The following is a 17,951-nucleotide window of genomic DNA, read 5'->3' on the forward strand; positions in this document are numbered from 1 at the left end:
CCAGAACCCGCGCAACTGATTGGGGAAATGACCATGCGCGCTGCCATCCTGTCTCTGTTGCTGCTCGGCACCGCCGCCTCGGCGCAGACCGCGCCCGCGATCTCGGTCGAAACGCTCAAGACCGTCACCCAGACGCTGTCATCGGACGCCTATGAAGGCCGCGCGCCGACCACGCCGGGCGAAGCGAAGACCGTCGCCTATCTCGTCGCGCAGATGAAGGCCGCGGGGCTGAAACCCGGCAACAAGGGCAGCTGGACGCAGGACGTGCCGATGGTCGAGATCACCGCCAAGGACGTCCGGCCGTTCGTCTTCACCGGCGGCACCGCCCCCGTCAGCCTCGCCTATCGCACCGACATGGTCGCCGGCACCTACCGCGTCGCGCCGACGTCGACCGTGACGAACAGCGACGTCGTGTTCGTCGGCTACGGGATCACCGCGCCCGAAAAGGGCTGGGACGATTATGCCGGCGTCGACGTGAAGGGGAAGACCGTCGTCATCCTCATCAACGACGCCGACTGGCAGACAATGGGCCGCGAAGGGCCGTTCGAGGGCCGCGCGATGACCTGGTATGGCCGCTGGCCGTACAAGTTCGAGAATGCGGCGAAGCACGGCGCGGCGGCGGCAATCATCGTCCATGACACCGAACCCGCGGCCTATCCCTGGGCGGTGGTGCAGTCGTCCTGGACCGGGCCGCAGCTCGAACTCGACGAGACGGGCGATCATCTCGACCAGTCGCAGGTGATCGGCTGGATGCAGAAGCCTGCCGCCGAGCGCGTCTTCGCGAGTGCGGGCAAGGACTATGCCGCGCTCGCCGCGGCGGCCAAGGTGAAGGGCTTCAAGGCGGTACCGCTCGGCCTCAAGCTGTCGACGGGCTTTGCCAACACGATCCGTCGCCAGGCATCGAAGAACGTCATCGGCGTGCTGCCGGGCACGACCGCACCGGACGATTACGTGCTGTATTCGGGGCATTGGGATCATCTCGGCCGCTGCGATGCGGTGGGTGGCGACGACATCTGCAACGGCGCAGCGGACAATGCGACGGGCACCGCAGGGCTGATCGCGCTCGCACAGGCGCATGTGAAGGCCGGCCCGGCGAAGCGCTCGATCGCGTTCCTCGCGGTAACCGCGGAGGAATCGGGGCTGCTCGGCTCGCGCTATTATGCCGAACATCCCGTCTATCCGCTCGCGCGGACGGTCGGCGGCGTGAACATGGACGTGCTGAACGTCGACGGCCGCGTGAAGGACTTCGTGCTGACGGGGGCGGGCAAGTCGGAGATCGAGGATCTGGTCAAGCCGTTCGTCGCCGCGCAGGGCCGCGTGATCGGCGTCGAGGCGAACCCCGAACGCGGCGGCTATTACCGCTCGGATCATTTCAGCTTCGCCAAGCTCGGCGTGCCGATGCTCGACGGCGGCAGCGGCGAGGACCTCGTCGTCGGCGGCACTGCGGCGGGTCATGCCGCGCGCGAGGACTATGTCGCCAACCGCTATCACAAGCCCGCGGACGAATATGACGCTACATGGGACTGGTCGGGTGCGGTCGAGGATCTGACGATCTATTACGGGCTCGGCCGCAAGCTCGCCGACGACACCGGGCTGTGGCCCAACTGGTACAAGACCGCCGAATTCCGCAACATCCGCGACAAAGATCGCGCAGGAGCCAAGTAAGTGACGACACTCCCCCCGCCCGCCGAATGGGCCCATCACAAGGCCGTGTGGATCGGCTTTCCGAGCCATGCCGATCTGTGGCTCGACGATCTCGAACCCGCGCGTGACGAGGTCGTCGCGTTTGCGTCCGCAGTCCATGCCGACGGCCGCGGCGAGACGGTGATCCTGGTCGCCGCGGACGAAGGGTCGGCGGGCACCGCACGCCGGCTCGCGCCGTTCGCCGAGGTCGTGGTCGAGCCGTTCGGCGACATCTGGCTGCGCGACACCGCGCCGATCATCGTCGGCGACGGCACCGCGCACCAGTTCGTGTTCAACGGCTGGGGCGGCAAATACGACCTGCCCGGCGACGACACGATCGGCCGCCGTCTGGCCGAGGGCCGTGGCAAGACGCTCGCGGCGTTCGACTGGGTGCTCGAAGGCGGCGCGGTCGATGGCGACGGCACCGGCGTGGTCGTCACGACCGAACAGTGCCTGCTCAACCGCAACCGCAACCCCGACCTCGACACGGCGGGGATCGAGGCGCGCCTGAAGTCCGACCTCGGCTTCAGCCAGGTCGTGTGGCTCGGCGACGGCCTCGTCAACGATCATACCGACGGCCATGTCGACAACCTCGCACGCTTCGTCGGCGAGGGCCGCGTCGCGATCCCCGAGGCAGCCGAGAACGACCCCAACTGGCAGGTCTATCAGCTGGCGAAGCGCGATGCGGAACGCGCCGGCCTGACGGTGGTCAGCATCCCGTCGCCCGGCCGCGTGCTGCGCGACGAGGAAATCGTCCCGGCCAGCTACATGAACTTCTACATCGGCAATGCCGCCGTCGTCGTGCCGCTCTACGGCGCGGAGAATGACGATGCCGCGGTCGCGGCGATCCAGGCGATCTTTCCCGATCGTCAGGTCGTCGGGCAGCGTGCGGACCATATCCTGACCGGCGGCGGCAGCTTCCACTGCATCAGCCAGCAAATCCCCGGCTGATGCTCGCCTTCGCGGTCCGCGCGGTCCTGTCCGGGATCATCGTCGCGCTGATCGCGCTGGTTGCCCGGCGGAGTCCGGCGGCAGGGGCGCTGGTCGCGTCGCTGCCGCTGCTGTCGGTGCTCGGCATGATCTGGCTGTGGCACGACACCGGCGACCGCGTCCGGCTGGCCGCACATGCCGAGGCGACCTTCTGGTACGTGCTGCCCTCGCTGCCGATGTTCCTGCTGATTCCGGCGCTGTTGCGGCACGGCGTCGGCTTCTGGGTTTCGCTCGCTGCCGGTTGCGTCCTGACGATCCTTCTCTATCTCGCGGTCGTCGCAATCGCGGCGCGCTTCGGCGTGACGCTATAGGAATTCGCATGACCGAGATCACTGTCGCCGCGCTCCAGCTCGGTTTCACTGCCGATATCGACAAGAACATCGCCAATGTCTCGCGGCTGGTCCGCGAAGCTGCGGCGCGTGGCGCGCAGGTGATCCTGCCGCCCGAATTGTTCGAGGGCGAATATTTCTGCCGCGTCGAGGACGAGGGCCTGTTCGCCAACGCCGCCCCCGTCGGCGAGCACAAGGCGGTGCTCGCGATGCAGGCGCTCGCCGAGGCGCTCAAGGTCACCATCCCGACCAGCTTCTTCGAGGCCGATGGCCCGCATCACTATAACAGCCTCGCGATGATCGGTCCCGACGGCGAGGTGCAGGGCGTCTATCGCAAGAGCCACATCCCCGACGGCCCGGGCTATGAGGAAAAATTTTATTTCCGCCCCGGCAATACCGGCTTCAAGGTCTGGCCGCATGCCGCAGCGCAGGGCCGCTCGACGCTCGGCGTCGGCGTCTGCTGGGACCAATGGTATCCCGAGACCGCGCGCGCGATGATGCTGATGGGCGCCGAAGTCCTGTTCTACCCGACCGCGATCGGCAGCGAGCCGCACGACACCAGCCTCGACACCGCGCGGCTGTGGCGGCGTGCGATGGTCGGGCATGCGGTCAGCAACGTCGTCCCGATCGTCGCCGCCAACCGCGTCGGTGTCGAGCATGGCCAGACCTTCTACGGCACCAGCTTCATCGCCGACGAGCGCGGCGACATTCTGGCGGAACTCGGCCGTGACGACGAAGGCGTGATCACCGCGACGATCGACCTCGACATCGTCAAGCGCCACCGCGCCGCCTTCGGCTTCTTCCGCGACCGCCGGCCGGATCTTTACGGGCGGCTCGTCGCGGACGTCTGACGCAGCTTATGCTGCGGCGATGCTGCGCCGCAGTTCCAGCGCCCGTGCGAAGACTGCCTCGAACATCTCGGGCGTCAGGACGCGGGTGTTCTGGTTGTAGCGCGAGCAGTGATAGCTATCGATCAGGATGCGGCCGTCGGGCATGACATGCTCGGCGAGATGGCCGAACTTCGCCTTGGGCAGGCGTCCGCCGAGCAGCTTGACGCTGGTCTGGTGCGCGATCTGGCCGAGTGCGATGAAGATCCGCGCCTTGGGCAATTCGGCGAGCTGCGATTCGACGAACGGGCGGCAGGTGCGGATTTCCTCCGGGGTCGGCTTGTTTTGCGGCGGCAGGCACTTGACCGCGTTGATGATGATCGCGCCGTTGAGCTTCAGCCCGTCATCGGGTTTCGCCGCGAAGACGCCGTCTGCCAGCCCGAACTTGCCAAGCGTGTCATAGAGCAGCTGCCCCGCGAAATCGCCGGTGAACGGGCGGCCGGTGCGGTTGGCGCCGTGCTTGCCGGGGGCGAGGCCGATGATGCCGAGCCATGCGTCGGGATCGCCGAAGGCGGGGACGGGCGCGTTCCACCAGGTCGGGAATTCGGCGCGCAGTTCGTTGCGGAAGGCGACGAGGCGCGGGCAATTGGGACAGTCGTGCGGCGGCTCGGTTTCGGGCAGCGGGGAGGGTGCGAAGTTCATCGCGGTGCGTTAGGCGGGTCGGATGGAGCGGACAACCTATGCGATCGCGCTCGGCTCGAATCGGCGCGGGATCCACGGCGCGCCCGCCGCGACGATCCGCGCCGCGCTGGCCGCGGTCGGCGGTGTCGTCGCCGTGTCGCCGATCATCGCAAGCGCACCGCTCGGGCCGTCGATCCGCCGCTATGCCAATGCGGTCGCGCTGATCGAGACGCGCGACTCGCCGCCCGTGCTGCTCGCGCGGCTGAAGCGAATCGAGACCGCGTTCGGGCGGCGGCGCGGGCGCCGCTGGGGATCGCGGGTGATCGATCTCGACATCATCCTGTGGTCGGGGGGTGCTTGGAGGGGGCCGGGGCTGACCGTGCCGCACGCCGCCTACCGGGACCGCGGCTTCGTGCTGGCGCCGCTCGCGCGCATCGCGCCGCGCTGGCGCGACCCGCTGACCGGGCAAAGCGTCCGCCATCTCGCGCACAAGGTTGACCGACCGCGGCTGCGCCCCTAGTGGCTCGCAGCCGATGTACGGGTCCGTAGCTCAGTTGGTAGAGCAAGCGACTTTTAATCGAGAGGTCCCGGGTTCGAGCCCCGGCGGACCCACCATCGGCACCTCCTCCTCTCGCAAGCCCCTGATTCGCCCCCCCCCCCGATTTGCACCGCTTGATCGGCCGCGCCGGCGCGCGCATCGTTGCGCGATGGACGAATTCACCACCTCGATCGTCGGCATCGACTTCCCCAATGCGGACAAGACCAGGAGCAACCGGCGGATGGAAATCCTGCTCTGTGCGCCGGGCGACCGCGTGACCTTGCGCCGCGAACCGAAGAATCCGCATGATTCGAATGCGGTCGGCGTGTGGAGCGAACGCGACATCCAGCTCGGCTATATCAGCGCCGAACGCGCGCCGATGATCGGCCGGCGGCTGCAGGCCGAGGAGACGAGCGCGCTGTTCCAGGCGATGCATCAGGGCAGCGCCTATATCCGCATCCGCTTCGGCGGGGGCGACCCTTCGCTGCCGCCGCCGATCGCCGATCCCGGCCCGCCGCCACCCCCGCCCGAACCCGACCGCGACGACGGCTTCTACCGCGACGAGGACGGGCCCGAATGGGGCGCCTGATCGCTGGGCGTGGTGAAACACCGCAGCGTGGACCTTTCCCGGATCGAAGGCCGGGCTCACGGGTTATCGCTGCCTGACCAACCCTGTATCGGCGAAGCGCAAAACGCGTTTTACCGGCTTGCCCTGCACGAGGGGCGAGGGCAGGGACGATCGCGTAACCCCGGGAGTTCAAGACATGGCCAGCAGCCTCGTAATCGACCAGAACAGCCTTACCGACAACGACCGCGAGCGGCAGGTCGAGTTCACCGCCGAGATTGACGGCGACGACCGTGATTTCGCGGTGAAATATGCCGTGCTGAAGGAACTCAGCGGCGACGAGCCCGAGGACGACGCGCTCGAGCTGTTCGAGCGTTTCAGCGACGAGATCGTCGACGTCTGCGCCGAAGCCGCGATGAAGAAGCCGTCCGCATCGCTCATCGTCATCGACGAGGGCGATCTGGAATAATTCCGCATGACGGCGTCGGCCGGCCGTGGCGACGGTGATCGCAGCGTGACGCCCGGCGTCGCCACCCCGGGCGAGGCGCATCGCCGTCGCCTGCCGGTGGTGCTTGCGGGCGCATCGGTCGGCGCGGTCGCGATCGCGCTCGTCCTGCTGATCGGTCTCGCGCTCGGCCACTGGCCGTTCGATTTCGACCGCGCGATCATCCTCAACCTGCGCGCCTGGGGCGGGCCGTCCTGGCTACCCAAGGTCGCCGCCGACGTCACCGCGCTCGGCGGCGGCGTCGTGCTGACGATCATCGTGGTGCTGGCGGCGGGGCTGCTCGCGGTCCAGCGGCTCTGGCTCAGCGCGGCGGCGACGCTCGCCGCCAGTGTCAGCGGCGGGATGGTCGTCGCGCTGGTCAAGACCGAGGTCGCCCGGCCGCGACCCGACATCGTCGACCATCTGGTCCAGGTGTCGAACATGAGTTTCCCGAGCGGGCATTCGGCGAACAGCGCGATCGTCTATCTCACGCTCGCCGGGCTCGCGTCGCAGGTCACCGTGTCGAATGCGGCACGGCGCTACATCCTCGTCATGGCGATCCTGATGGTCGGGGCGATCGGATGCAGCCGCGTCTATCTCGGCGTCCACTGGCCAAGCGACGTGCTCGCCGGCTGGAGCTTCGGGACGCTGTGGGCGCTCGGCTGGTGGCTCGCCACCGCCCGCGCCCGGGCGGCGATCGGCGGCGAGCGCCACGCCTTTGGCCGCCCGCCCGCCGACGCCTGATCGAGCCGGTTCCTAGCGCTGGCGCTCGGCAAGCGTGCGTTCCCAGGCCAGCGCATCGCGGACGATCCCGTCGAGATCGGCATGGCGCGGCTGCCAGTCGAGCGTCGAAAGGATCGCGCTGTTGTCCGAGATCAGCATCGCCGGATCGCCCGCGCGGCGCCCCTCGAGGCGGCGGTCGATCGTCATGTTGGTGACCTTGTCGACCGCATCGAGCACCTCGAGCACCGAGAAGCCGGTGCCATAGCCCGCGTTCAGCGTGTGGCTCTTCGCCGGCTCGGCGACCAGCAGGTCGAGTGCGGCGACATGCGCGGCGGCAAGGTCGCTGACATGGATATAGTCGCGCACGCCGGTGCCGTCGGGGGTGGCGAAATCGGTGCCATAGACGCCGACATGGCTGCGCTTGCCCGTCGCCGCCTCGACCGCGATCTTGATCAGGTGAGTCGCGCCGACCGTCGACTGGCCGCTGCGCCCCTGCGGATCCGCGCCCGCGACGTTGAAGTAGCGCAGCGCGGCATAGTTGATCGGGTGCGCCGCCGCGACGTCGCGCAGCATCGCCTCGGTCATCAGCTTCGACATGCCGTACGGATTGATCGGCACGGTCGGATCGCCCTCGGCGACCGGCACCTTTTCGGGCGTGCCATAGGTCGCCGCGGTCGACGAGAAGATGAAGTGCGGCACGCCTTCCGCCACCGCGCTCTCGATCAGCGACCGGCTGGCGGCGGTGTTGTTGCGGTAATATTTGAGCGGGTCGCTGACCGATTCGGGCACCACGACCGAGCCGGCGAAATGCATGATCGCGCGGACCTTGTGATCGCGGATCGCCGCGCGGACCTTCGCATCGTCGGCGACGTTCGCCTCGACCAAAGTCGCGCGGGGATCGACCGCCCAGTCGAAGCCGGTGACCAGATTGTCGACCACGACCACCTCATGCCCCGCGTCGAGCAGCGCCAGGACCGCATGGCTGCCGATATAGCCGGCGCCGCCCGTTACCATCACCCTGCCATCAAGCCTTGCACCGTCGATCACATGCGTCTCCTCTTTGTTGCGGGGTAGCGGCTTCCTATCTTGGCGGAAAGGAGATCGTGATGACGGATTATGTAACGCTGGCGGGCGGGTGCTTCTGGTGCACCGAGGCTGTGTTCAAGGACGTGATCGGCGTCGAGAGCGCCGAGAGCGGCTATATCGGCGGGCATGTGCCTGATCCGACCTACAAACAGGTGTGCGGCGGCGATACCGGCCATGCCGAGGCGATCCGGATCGGCTTCGATCCCGAACAGCTGAAGCTTGGCGACCTGCTCGACATCTTCTTCGCGACGCATGACGCGACGACGCTCAACCGGCAGGGCAACGACGTCGGCACGCAATATCGTTCGGCAATGTTCCCCGCCGACGACGCGCAGAAGGCCGAGATGCAGGCCGCGCTCGAGCGTGCACAGGCGGACAGCGCCAAGCCGATCGTCACGACGATCGAGCCGATGACGACCTGGTACGAGGCCGAAGGCTATCACCAGGATTATTGGGAAACCTCGGGGCGCTCCAACCCCTATTGCATGGCGGTGATCCCCCCCAAGCTGCAGAAGCTCCGCAAGAGCTTTGCCGCACGGTCGAAGGCCGCGGTCAGCGCGTAACGACGCTGTTCCCCCGCGGACGCGGGGGTCCAGCTAAATACCGGATGCCAACGCGACTCCTGAACCCCCGCCTGCGCGGGGGAACAGGTCAGCGATGCGCGGCGCGGCAGAGGCGGTCATTGATCGCCTCGCCGATGCCGTCGGAAGGAATGGGTGCGACGGCGATCTTCGGACGGTCGTTCGCATCGGCAGCGTGGAGCAGGTCGAACAGCTTCGCGGCGGCTTCGACGAGGTCGCCTGACGTCGACAGCGAGACATTCCCTGCAACCGCCCCGAACCCGATCAGCCACTCGTCGGCCTCGGCATCGAGCGCGCTCAACCGAAGCAACTTGCTCGGCGCATAATGGCTTTCAAGCTGCCCGGGCGCCGTAACCGCACGCCCCCCCGGCGAAGGCCGGGGCCCAGTTGCGGGACGATCGTGAGGCCCATCGTCCTTCGTTACAGCGACCTTTCCACCTGGGCCCCGGCCTCCGCCGGGGAGGTGGCTTAAGAGCAACTCCGCCGTCACCGGCCCCGGCCGCAACACCGTCCGCCCCGCCACGATCGTCGACTCGAGCCCCGCCTCGGTCGCGCCATCGTCGAGGATCAGCGGCACGTTCCCCCCCAGACTCGCCGCGACATGCGCCGCCGTCGTTGGCGAGATCCCCCCGCTCGCATTGGCCGATGGTGCCGCGAGCGGCCGCCCCGATGCCGCGATCAGCGCCTGCATCGCGCGGTGCCGCGGCACCCGGATCGCGATCGTGTCGAGCCCCGCGGTCACCAGTGCCGCGATCCCCGAATCGCTGCGCACCGGCAGCACCAGCGTCAGCGGACCCGGCCAGAACGCCGCGGCCAGCGCGCGCGCATCCGCATCGAACACCGCGATCCGTTCGGCCGCGGCAAGATCCGCGACATGCACGATCAGCGGGTTGAAGCTCGGCCGTCCCTTGGCGGCATAGATGCCCGCCACCGCCTGCGCGTCGGTCGCATCCGCGGCGAGTCCGTAGACCGTCTCGGTCGGCACCGCGACGAGTCCGCCGGCGCGAATCACCGCCGCCGCCTGCGCGACCGCCGCGGTGCCGTAGGGTAAAATCAGGGGGTGTGGACGCGTCATTCTGAAGGCCTATAGCGGGCGCAAAGCATAGCGATAAGAGGATGCCATGGCCTTCACCCCAGCAACCACCGAACAGCGTTTCGTGCTCGATCACGTCGTGCGGATCGGCGAACTCGCCGCCACCGACCGGTTCGCCGCCGCCAGCGACGACGTCGTCGACGCGGTGCTCGAAGGCGTGGGACAGTTCGCCGCGGGCGAATGGGCGCCGCTCAATCGCGCGGGCGACACCGTCGGCGCGAAATGGACCCCCGACGGCGTCGTCATGCCCGACGGTTTCGCGCAGGCGTACAAGGATTATGTCGAGGGCGGCTGGGGCACGATCGGCGTCGAGGAGGAATGGGGCGGGCAGGGCCTGCCCTTTGCGATCCAGACCGCGGTGCTCGACACGCTGGGCAGCGCGAACATGGGCTTCGCGCTCTGCCCGACGCTGACCGTCGGCGCGATCGAGGCGCTCGCGCATCACGGCAGCCCGGAGCAGCAGGCGCTCTACCTCCCGCATCTCGCGACCGGCGAATGGACCGGCACGATGAACCTGACCGAACCGCAGGCCGGCTCCGACGTCGGCGCGCTGCGCGCGACCGCCACCCCGCTGGGTGACGGCAAATGGTCGATCAAGGGCACCAAGATCTACATCTCGTTCGGCGATCACGACATGGCGCCGAACATCGTCCACCTCGTCCTCGCGCGGACGCCCGGCGCGCCCGCGGGTACCAAGGGCATCTCGCTGTTCCTCGTCCCGAAATACCGGCTGAACGAAGACGGCACGCCCGGCGACTTCAACGACGTCCGCGTCGTCTCGATCGAGCACAAGATGGGGCTTCACGCCTCGCCGACCTGCGTGCTGAGCTTCGGCGACACGGACGACTGCATCGGCGAGCTGATCGGTGCGGAACTCGGCGGCATCCGTGCGATGTTCACGATGATGAACAATGCGCGGCTCAATGTCGGGCTTCAGGGCGTGCAGGTCGCCGAGGGCGCGACTCAGGGCGCGGTCGCCTATGCGCTCGACCGCGTCCAGTCGGCGCGCGCGGGCTCGCCGAACAAGGAGTCGGTCAAGATCGTCGAGCATCCCGACGTCCGCCGCATGCTGCTGCGGATGAAGGCGCAGACCCAGGCGGCGCGCGCGCTCGTCTATTATGCCGCCGGGCAGGTCGACCGCGCCAATATGGGCGACGCCGCGGCGCGCAACCGCCTCGAACTCGTCACCCCGCTGGCCAAGGCGCACGGCACCGACATCGGCAACGAGGTCGCCTCGCTCGGCATCCAGGTGCACGGCGGCATGGGCTATGTCGAGGAAACCGGTGCCGCGCAGTATTTCCGCGATGCGCGCATCACGCCGATCTACGAAGGCACCAACGGCATCCAGGCCGCCGATCTGGTCGGCCGCAAGCTCGCGCTCGACAATGGCGGCGCGTTCGCCACGCTGATCGCCGACATCCGCGCGGAAGCCAGGGACGAGCGGCTGCTCGCGCTCGTCGACGCCTGCGACGCGATCGGCCGCCGCCTCGCCACCGCGGACGCCGACGACAAGCTCGCGGCCAGCTACCCCTTCCTGACGATGCTGTCGGTCGCGACCTGCGGCTGGCTGATGGAGCGCCAGGGTGCGGTCGCCGGCACCGACGATTTCGGACGGATGAAGGCGGCCTCGGTCCGCTTCTACCTCGACCAGATCGTCCCCGAAGCCATGGGCCTCGTCGCCGCCGCCAGCGCCAGCGCGGCGGTGCTCTACGCGATCGAACCGGCGCTCTTCGCGGCGTAAGCCCCCCTCCCGTCATCCTGACGAAAGTCAGGATCCAGAGCCACGCATGCGGGCGTCCGTGGCTCTGGATCCTGGGTCGAGCCCAGGATGACGGAGGGGCTGGTGCGCACACCCACCCCCGTTCGCCCGCTTCCATTCGCCCCATTCCCAAACACCCCACCCCCGTTCGCCCTGAGCGCAGTCGAAGGGCCGCCCCAAGCCCAGGTGCTTCGACTTCGCTCAGCACGAACGGCGGGGGCGAGGGGTGAGGGACGGGACGGCGACGGAGGCGCGGGGCGGGGGCGGGACCGTGGCGCACGCCCGCCCCAGAACCGCGGCCATGCCCCCCAACAGCCCACACCCGCCCTTCAGCACTCGACGGCCGCGCCACACGCACGGTAAGGGCAAACCCAAACGAGGACCCCCCGACCGATGTTCGATCTCGACGCTTACCTGACCCGTGTCGCCATGCCCGCGCGGCCGACGCTCGATTCGATCGGCCTCGGCCGGTTGCAGCTGGCGCACCGGCTCGCCATCCCGTTCGAGGATCTCGATGTCGTGCTCGGCCGCGGCATCGCGATCGACAGCGCCTCGGTGTTCGCCAAGCTCGTGACCGCGCGCCGCGGCGGCTATTGCTTCGAGCATAACCGGCTGTTCCTCGACGCGCTCGCCGAGCTGGGCTTTGCCGCCCGCCCGGTGCTGGCGCGCGTCTGGATCGCCGCAACCGAAGTGCCGCCGCTCACGCACACCTTCTCGCTGGTGACGATCGACGGGCAGGCCTGGATCGCCGACACCGGCTTCGGCGGCAGCTACACCCCCGTGCTCCCGCTCGCGGACGGGGCCGAGGCGACCGCGCCCGATGGCGCGCGCTTCCGGCTCGAGGCGACGAGCCGCGATCACGGCGAACAGGGCTGGATGCTGCTGCGCGACGGGGATCCGATGACCACCGACGGACGCGGCGCGAGCGGCGGGTTCCAGCCGCAATACAGCTTCACGATCGCCGAGGTGTTCGACGCCGACCTGCTGCTCGGCAATCACTGGACGTCGACCGCCCCCGCGAGCCGCTTCACGCAGACCGCGATCGCCAGCATCGTCCTGCCCAACGGCTTCGCGTCGCTGATGGGGCGCACCTATCGCCGGCGGTCGGGCACCGACACGGCCAGCGGCGAGATCACCGACCCGCGCGTCTACCGGATCCGCATGAGCCTGTTGTTCGGGATCGACCTGAGCGTCGAGGACATCGCCGCGCTGAATCTGTTCTGAGTCACCCGCCGCGCGGGATCACCCCGCGGGGCGGCTCAGGCCCGCTCGTGCGCCAGCAGGTCGCGCGCATCGAGACCGAGCAGGTCGATATGCCCGAGGATGCGCGGCCAGTGCGTGGTGACGAACGTCTCGCGTTCCGCCACGCGCAGGGCCTCCGCGGCACCCGGCAGGACAAACATGCCGACGCCGCGCCGGACCTCGACATAGCCGTCGTCCTGGAACGTCTGATAGGCCTTGGCGACGGTCAGCGGATTGGCGCCGTGCTCGGCGGCAAAGGCACGGACCGAGGGCAGCTGATCGCCTGCGCGATAGTCGCCGCGTAATATCCCGGCGGCGATCGTGGCGCGGAGGCGGAGATATACGGGGCTGTCTTCGCTGCTGAGCGCTGTCATGCTGCCTTAATACAGCAATTGGCCATTTCGTCGAGTCCTAGGGCCGCCAGCGCGAGACGACACGTTCCATATCGGGGCGGGGCCGTTCGTCGAGCGGCCGCGACGGCGTGCCGACGAACAGGAACCCGGCGATCCGCTCATGGCCCTCGCCGAACGCATCGCGCACCGTGTCCGAATAGCTCGGCCAGCCGGTCAGCCAGCCGCCCGCAAAGCCCAGCGCATGCACCGCGTGGAGCAGGTTCATGCACGCCGCCCCGGTCGACAATTCCTGTTCGAACACGGGGATGTGGCTCGGCTTGGGCGACGACAGCACGACGACCAGCGCCGGGGCCTGGTGCGCGAACTGGTCGAGCGCCTCGATCTCGGTCCGCGACGCGGTCGGCCGCTCGACGCGGTACGCATCGATGATCAGCGCGGCGAGCGCGGTGCGCTGGTCCTGGCCGACCACCACGAAGCGCCAAGGCGCGAGCTTGCCATGATCGGGAGTGCGCGCCGCGATCGCCAGGATCTGCGCGAGCTGGTCGGCATCGGGACCGGGCGCGACGAGGTCGCGCGGCTTGCCCGAACGGCGGGTCGCGAGCAGCGAAAGCGGGCTGGAAGTGTCGTTGAACATCGCCCCGCAGATAGGCACGGGGCGCGGCAATTTACAGCCGCATCCGCGATTTAGCAGGCGGTCGCGCGGCCACCGATATTTACAGTCCCGGCTTTGCCGCTAGGTAAGGCCGCAATGAAGCCGCCGCGTTCGACGGCGGCCCAGCGTTTCAGGGAGCGTAAAAGATGGTGGACACCCCGACCGCGGATACGCCGCGAGAACCGGATATCACCCATGTGAACCCCGCCACCGGGGAGACGTGGTTCGGCCATCCCCGCCAGCTCGCGCGACTGTTCACCACCGAAATGTGGGAGCGGTTCGGCTATTACGGCATGCGTGCGCTGCTCACGCTGTACCTCACCAAGCATTTCGTGTTCGGCGACCGCGAGGCGACCGGCCTGTACGGCGGCTATACCGCCCTGGTGTATCTGACGCCGCTGGTCGGCGGCTATCTTGCCGACCAGTATCTGGGTTCGAAGCGCGCGGTGAAGTTCGGCGCGATCATCATGGCGCTCGGCTATCTGCTGCTCTGCTTCGGCGGCGAGACCGCCAAGCCCTATGCGACGATCGCCAACCAGCGCTACGAAATCCAGGTCGTCGAGCAGGCCGACAGCGAGGTCCGCTACCTCGTCGACGGCGCGAACACGCTGAAGATCAAGGGCAATGACGACGGCACCGTCTCGCTGCTCGCCGCCGACGGATCGACCGCGCGCACGGTCGAGAAGGGCGGCTTTGAATCGGGCGCGGAACGCAGCAGCTTCTACGTCACGATCATGCTGCTCGCGCTGTGCATGATCTCGGTCGGCAACGGCTTCTTCAAGCCCAACATCTCGACGATGGTCGGCGAGCTCTACGCGCAGGGCGACAAGCGCCGCGATGCCGGGTTCACGATCTTCTACATGGGGATCAACCTCGGCTCGCTCTTCTCGCAGCTGCTCTGCCCGTTCCTCGCGGTCGCGTTCGGCTGGTGGGCCGGCTTCGGGCTGGCGGCGATCGGCATGCTGTTCTCGTGGACGCTGATCCAGTTCGATGGCGGCAAACTGAACGGATATGGCGAGCCGCCGGTGCGCAGCGGTCCCGATCGCGCGCTCGGCATCTATGCGCTCGCGCTGCTCGGCATCCCGATCTTCTACCTGCTGTTCGTCAACCTGATGAACGCCGAGCCGCCGGTCCCCGGATCAGGGATCATCGGCTACATCGTCTCGCTGTCGCTGATGGGGAAATTGCTGTTCGGCACGTTCTTGGTCGCGGTGCCGGGCATCCTGATCTGGTCGTTCGTCAATGGCGAGCGGCGCGAGTTCCAGATGATGCTCGCGGCGATGGTGCTGATCGTGTTCAACGTCGTGTTCTGGACGCTGTTCGAGCAGGCAGGCTCGAGCCTGACGCTGTTTGCGGATCGCAACACCGATCTCAGCGTGTTCGGCCTGTTCAGCATCTCGGCCGGGCAGACCCAGTTCTTCAACGCGTTCTTCATCGTCGCGCTTGCGCCGGTGATGTCGATCCTGTGGACCAAGCTTGCGGCCAGGGGCATCGAGCCGTCGATCCCGGTCAAGTTCGGCATCGCGCTGATCGGCGTCGGCGTCGGCTTCCTGTTCCTCGTCTGGGGTGCAAGCATGGTCGGGCCGACGTTCAAGGTCGCGATCTGGTGGCTGGCGGGTCTCTATTTCATCCACTCGTTCGCCGAGCTCTGCATCTCGCCGGTCGGGCTCAGCATGATCACCAAGCTGTCGATCGCGCGTGTCGTCGGGCTGATGATGGGCGTGTGGTTCCTGTCGATCTCGGTCGCGCAATATGTCGCGGGCATCGTCGCACAGGTCGCCAGCGTCGAGACGGTCGGCGGGCAGGTGACCAATCTCAAGGTCAGCCTCGACACCTATGCCGGCGTGTTCTGGACGATCGGACTGGTCTCGGCGGGGATCGGCGTGCTGCTGCTGCTGATCTCGCCGCTGATCAAGAAGTGGATGCACGGGGTCCAGTAATTCGGCTGGACCTACCAACGCATCATTCCCAATAATCCGTCATCCCCGCTGAGGCGGGGATCCAGACACTCTGCGGTTCGTAAGAGACCACGGGTCGCCAGTCTGGATCCCCGCCTCCGCGGGGATGACGATTATAAGGCAGTAGACCCGGTCAGATCCGCGTCATCGACAGCGCCTTCTCCCCATAGCGCGGCCCCGCCGTGCCACCCCTCGGCGCCGCCGCATCAAGCTTCGCCAGATCGTCCGCCGACAGCGTGACGTCGGCCGCCTTCATGCTGTCCTCCAGCGTGACGCGGCGCTTCGACCCCGGGATCGGCACGATGTCGTCACCCTGCGCCAGCAGCCACGCCAGCGCGACCTGCGCCGGGCTCGCGCCATGCGTGTCGGCGATCGCCTTCACCACCGCGACCATCTCCATGTTCTTGGCGAAGTTTGCGTCCGAATAGCGCGGGTCGTTGCGGCGGTAATCGCCCTCGGGCAGGTCCGACCGCGCGGTGATCTGCCCGGTCAGGAACCCGCGGCCCAGCGGCGAATAGGGCACGAACCCGATCCCCAGTTCACGGCACAGCGGCAGAATTGCGTCCTCGACCCCGCGCTCCCACAGCGAATATTCGCTCTGCAGCGCCGCGATCGGATGCGTCGCCGCCGCGCGCCGGATCGTGTCGAGCCCGGCCTCCGACAGCCCCAGATGCCGCACCTTGCCCTCGCGGACGAGCTCGGCCATCGCGCCCACCGTCTCCTCGATCGGCACGCCCGGATCGACGCGGTGCTGGTAGAGCAGGTCGATCGTCTCGACGCCGAGCCGCTTCAGCGATCCCTCGCACGCGCGCCGCACATTGGCGGGCGTGCTGTCGACGCCGGTCATGCCGTTCTCGTCATAGCGGAAGCCGAACTTGGTCGCGATCACGACGCCGTCGCGCTTGCCCCGGATCGCCTTGCCGAGCAGCTCCTCGTTGATCAGCGGACCATAGATTTCGGCGGTGTCGAACAGCGTCACGCCCAGTTCGATCGCGCGGTGGATCGTCGCGATGCTCTCGTCGGCGGGGGCGCTGCCGTACATGTCCTTGCCGACCCCGGCCATCGGCATGCAGCCGAGACCAAGCGCGGAAACCTCGAAATCAGGGCCGAGCGTGCGATACTTCATGCGGAATCTCCTCGGCGCCGCCGCCGTGATCGGACCGCGCCGCGACGGAGATAGTGACGGCGGTGTCCATCGTCACGTTCCCGACCGTGCGAAATAGGTCGGGAATGGTCTCCACCGCGATGAGCAGGCCGAGCACCTCGAGCGGGATGCCCATCGCCAGCGCGACCGGCGCGACCGAGGCGACGAAGCTGATCGTGCCGGGCAGCGAGATCGATCCCATCGTCGTGATCGCCGCGGTCGCGACGCCCGCGGCCATCTGCCCCGGCCCGATCGGCAGCCCCAGCCAGTGCGCGACATAGAGCGCGACCGCGAGGTTCATCGCCGGGCTGGTCGCGCGGAACACCGCGACCGACAGCGGCAGGACGATCCCGGCGGTGGCGGGCGACGCGCCGAGCTCGGTCGAGGCCTTCAGCATCGCCGGCAGCGAGGCGAGCGACGACTGGGTGCTGATCGCCACCGCCTGCGCCGGCGCGACCGCGCGCGCGAACCGGCCCAGGCTGACCCGGCCGCCGATCATCCCGATTGGATAGGCGCTCAGCAGGACGATGAAGCCGATCGCCGAGACGCAGACGATATAGTGCAGCAGCGCGCCGAACGCCGCCGTGCCGGTGCGCGCGCCGACCCCGTAGGCGAGTGCGAAGATGCCGATCGGTGCAAGCTTCAGCACCCATTTGATGATGATCAGCAAGGCGTCGACGACCGCCTGGAAGAAGCCGGTCAGCACCCGGCGGCGATCATCGGGCAGTTTCGTGACGGCGAACGCGAACGTCAGCGCGAAGACGGTGAGCGGCAGGAACGAATCGCTCGATGCCGCGGCGACGATGTTGGTCGGCACGATCGTGTCGAAGAACGCGCCGATCCCCGGCACCGGCCCGACCGGGGCGGCGCCGGTCAGCGCGGCGCGCAGAGCGGCACCGAGCCCGCGTGGCAGCGGGAAGGCATCGAGGATCAGTGGCATGACCAGCGCGGACATGATCGTCGAACTCCACAGGATGACGACGATCATCACCATCGCCCGCATCGTGATCCGCCCGGCGCGCGCCGCCTCGGTCGTCGCGCCGATTCCGGTGACGAGCAGCCCGACGACGAGCGGCACGATCACCATCTGCAACCCGTGCAGCCAGGCCGCGCCGATCGGCTGGGTCACCGCCGTCGCCGCGAGCGCGTGGGCCGGCGACCAGGCGGCCGCGGCGATGCCGATCCCGATGCCGCCGAACAGCGCTGCGAGTATCCGTGTAGTCTGCGACATGCTCGCCCTTCGTGTTCCACCGCGCTATCAGC

Annotated in this window: 19 protein-coding genes and 1 tRNA gene; 13 read left to right on the plus strand and 7 right to left on the minus strand. The window is 68.1% G+C overall.

What is annotated here, in order from left to right; genetic code table 11:
* Positions 1 to 33 precede the first annotated feature (33 nt).
* Genes NEF64_RS02445 through aguB form a run of 4 tightly spaced genes read left to right on the plus strand, consistent with a single transcriptional unit; the run spans position 34 to position 3,853 of the window.
* On the plus strand, positions 34 to 1,665 hold the full coding sequence (locus NEF64_RS02445) for a M28 family peptidase (RefSeq protein ID WP_252574587.1): 1,632 nt from the start codon (positions 34 to 36) through the stop codon (positions 1,663 to 1,665).
* Positions 1,666 to 2,634, plus strand: a complete 969-nt coding sequence (locus tag NEF64_RS02450) for an agmatine deiminase family protein (RefSeq protein ID WP_252574589.1) — start codon at positions 1,666 to 1,668, stop codon at positions 2,632 to 2,634. It begins immediately after the preceding gene.
* Positions 2,634 to 2,984: a DUF3147 family protein gene (locus tag NEF64_RS02455; protein ID WP_056406845.1), complete on the plus strand. Its 351-nt coding sequence runs from the start codon at positions 2,634 to 2,636 to the stop codon at positions 2,982 to 2,984. The genes NEF64_RS02450 and NEF64_RS02455 overlap by 1 nt, the downstream gene beginning before the upstream one ends.
* Before the next feature lie 8 nt (positions 2,985 to 2,992).
* Positions 2,993 to 3,853: an N-carbamoylputrescine amidase gene (aguB, locus tag NEF64_RS02460; protein ID WP_031395228.1), complete on the plus strand. Its 861-nt coding sequence runs from the start codon at positions 2,993 to 2,995 to the stop codon at positions 3,851 to 3,853.
* A 6-nt stretch (positions 3,854 to 3,859) separates the two neighbouring features.
* Here the strand turns inward: aguB and NEF64_RS02465 are convergent, their stop codons facing one another.
* A complete protein-coding gene (locus tag NEF64_RS02465; protein ID WP_031441050.1) occupies positions 3,860 to 4,531 on the minus strand; it encodes a uracil-DNA glycosylase in 672 nt (223 codons plus the stop codon).
* A gap of 22 nt (positions 4,532 to 4,553) precedes the next feature.
* Here NEF64_RS02465 and folK point away from each other — a divergent pair, with 22 nt between their 5' ends.
* The 5 genes from folK (at position 4,554) to NEF64_RS02490 (ending at position 6,841) form a co-directional block, all read left to right on the plus strand.
* Positions 4,554 to 5,030: a 2-amino-4-hydroxy-6-hydroxymethyldihydropteridine diphosphokinase gene (folK, locus tag NEF64_RS02470; RefSeq protein ID WP_056406848.1), complete on the plus strand. Its 477-nt coding sequence runs from the start codon at positions 4,554 to 4,556 to the stop codon at positions 5,028 to 5,030.
* A 19-nt stretch (positions 5,031 to 5,049) separates the two neighbouring features.
* Positions 5,050 to 5,125: transfer RNA gene (locus NEF64_RS02475), tRNA-Lys, on the plus strand.
* A gap of 92 nt (positions 5,126 to 5,217) precedes the next feature.
* Positions 5,218 to 5,637, plus strand: coding sequence for an HIRAN domain-containing protein (locus tag NEF64_RS02480; RefSeq protein WP_056406850.1), 420 nt, complete (start codon positions 5,218 to 5,220; stop codon positions 5,635 to 5,637).
* A 175-nt stretch (positions 5,638 to 5,812) separates the two neighbouring features.
* Positions 5,813 to 6,082 (plus strand): DUF1488 family protein, encoded by a 270-nt coding sequence (locus NEF64_RS02485; protein WP_031395725.1) that lies wholly within the window; start codon positions 5,813 to 5,815, stop codon positions 6,080 to 6,082.
* Positions 6,083 to 6,088: 6 nt separating this feature from the next.
* Positions 6,089 to 6,841: a phosphatase PAP2 family protein gene (locus tag NEF64_RS02490; RefSeq protein WP_082446898.1), complete on the plus strand. Its 753-nt coding sequence runs from the start codon at positions 6,089 to 6,091 to the stop codon at positions 6,839 to 6,841.
* A 12-nt stretch (positions 6,842 to 6,853) separates the two neighbouring features.
* Here NEF64_RS02490 and galE read toward each other — a convergent pair whose 3' ends face one another.
* Positions 6,854 to 7,834 carry a UDP-glucose 4-epimerase GalE gene (gene galE, locus NEF64_RS02495; RefSeq protein WP_031438854.1) on the minus strand — a complete coding sequence of 327 codons (981 nt, stop codon included), beginning with the start codon at positions 7,832 to 7,834 and terminating at the stop codon, positions 6,854 to 6,856.
* Between the two features lie 92 nt (positions 7,835 to 7,926).
* Between galE and msrA the strand changes: the two genes are divergently transcribed.
* Complete coding sequence (msrA, locus tag NEF64_RS02500) at positions 7,927 to 8,469, plus strand: peptide-methionine (S)-S-oxide reductase MsrA (protein WP_031395728.1); 543 nt, start codon at positions 7,927 to 7,929, stop codon at positions 8,467 to 8,469.
* 88 nt (positions 8,470 to 8,557) lie between these two features.
* On the opposite strand, the gene NEF64_RS02505 is transcribed toward msrA, so the two are convergent.
* The gene (locus tag NEF64_RS02505; protein ID WP_056406853.1) at positions 8,558 to 9,562 is read right to left on the minus strand and encodes an L-threonylcarbamoyladenylate synthase; all 1,005 of its coding nucleotides are present in this window, start codon (positions 9,560 to 9,562) and stop codon (positions 8,558 to 8,560) included.
* A gap of 46 nt (positions 9,563 to 9,608) precedes the next feature.
* On the opposite strand from NEF64_RS02505, the gene NEF64_RS02510 reads away from it, so the two are divergent.
* Together NEF64_RS02510 and NEF64_RS02515 are read left to right on the plus strand one after the other, a co-directional pair.
* On the plus strand, positions 9,609 to 11,321 hold the full coding sequence (locus NEF64_RS02510) for an acyl-CoA dehydrogenase family protein (RefSeq protein ID WP_056406856.1): 1,713 nt from the start codon (positions 9,609 to 9,611) through the stop codon (positions 11,319 to 11,321).
* A gap of 411 nt (positions 11,322 to 11,732) precedes the next feature.
* Positions 11,733 to 12,563 (plus strand): arylamine N-acetyltransferase family protein, encoded by an 831-nt coding sequence (locus tag NEF64_RS02515; protein ID WP_056406864.1) that lies wholly within the window; start codon positions 11,733 to 11,735, stop codon positions 12,561 to 12,563.
* 35 nt (positions 12,564 to 12,598) lie between these two features.
* Here the strand turns inward: NEF64_RS02515 and NEF64_RS02520 are convergent, their stop codons facing one another.
* Together NEF64_RS02520 and NEF64_RS02525 are read right to left on the minus strand one after the other, a co-directional pair.
* Complete coding sequence (locus NEF64_RS02520) at positions 12,599 to 12,955, minus strand: GntR family transcriptional regulator (RefSeq protein ID WP_031394568.1); 357 nt, start codon at positions 12,953 to 12,955, stop codon at positions 12,599 to 12,601.
* 37 nt (positions 12,956 to 12,992) lie between these two features.
* Positions 12,993 to 13,568: a nitroreductase family protein gene (locus tag NEF64_RS02525; protein ID WP_031394567.1), complete on the minus strand. Its 576-nt coding sequence runs from the start codon at positions 13,566 to 13,568 to the stop codon at positions 12,993 to 12,995.
* A 164-nt stretch (positions 13,569 to 13,732) separates the two neighbouring features.
* Between NEF64_RS02525 and NEF64_RS02530 the strand changes: the two genes are divergently transcribed.
* On the plus strand, positions 13,733 to 15,526 hold the full coding sequence (locus NEF64_RS02530; RefSeq protein ID WP_056406865.1) for a peptide MFS transporter: 1,794 nt from the start codon (positions 13,733 to 13,735) through the stop codon (positions 15,524 to 15,526).
* 151 nt (positions 15,527 to 15,677) lie between these two features.
* On the opposite strand, the gene NEF64_RS02535 is transcribed toward NEF64_RS02530, so the two are convergent.
* On the minus strand, positions 15,678 to 16,670 hold the full coding sequence (locus NEF64_RS02535; RefSeq protein WP_056406867.1) for an aldo/keto reductase: 993 nt from the start codon (positions 16,668 to 16,670) through the stop codon (positions 15,678 to 15,680).
* Positions 16,645 to 17,919 (minus strand): dicarboxylate/amino acid:cation symporter, encoded by a 1,275-nt coding sequence (locus NEF64_RS02540; protein WP_056406869.1) that lies wholly within the window; start codon positions 17,917 to 17,919, stop codon positions 16,645 to 16,647. The genes NEF64_RS02535 and NEF64_RS02540 overlap by 26 nt, the downstream gene beginning before the upstream one ends.
* Positions 17,920 to 17,951 lie beyond the last annotated feature (32 nt).

The organism is Sphingomonas aerolata (assembly GCF_023935825.1).
GTDB classification, from domain to species: domain Bacteria; phylum Pseudomonadota; class Alphaproteobacteria; order Sphingomonadales; family Sphingomonadaceae; genus Sphingomonas; species Sphingomonas aerolata.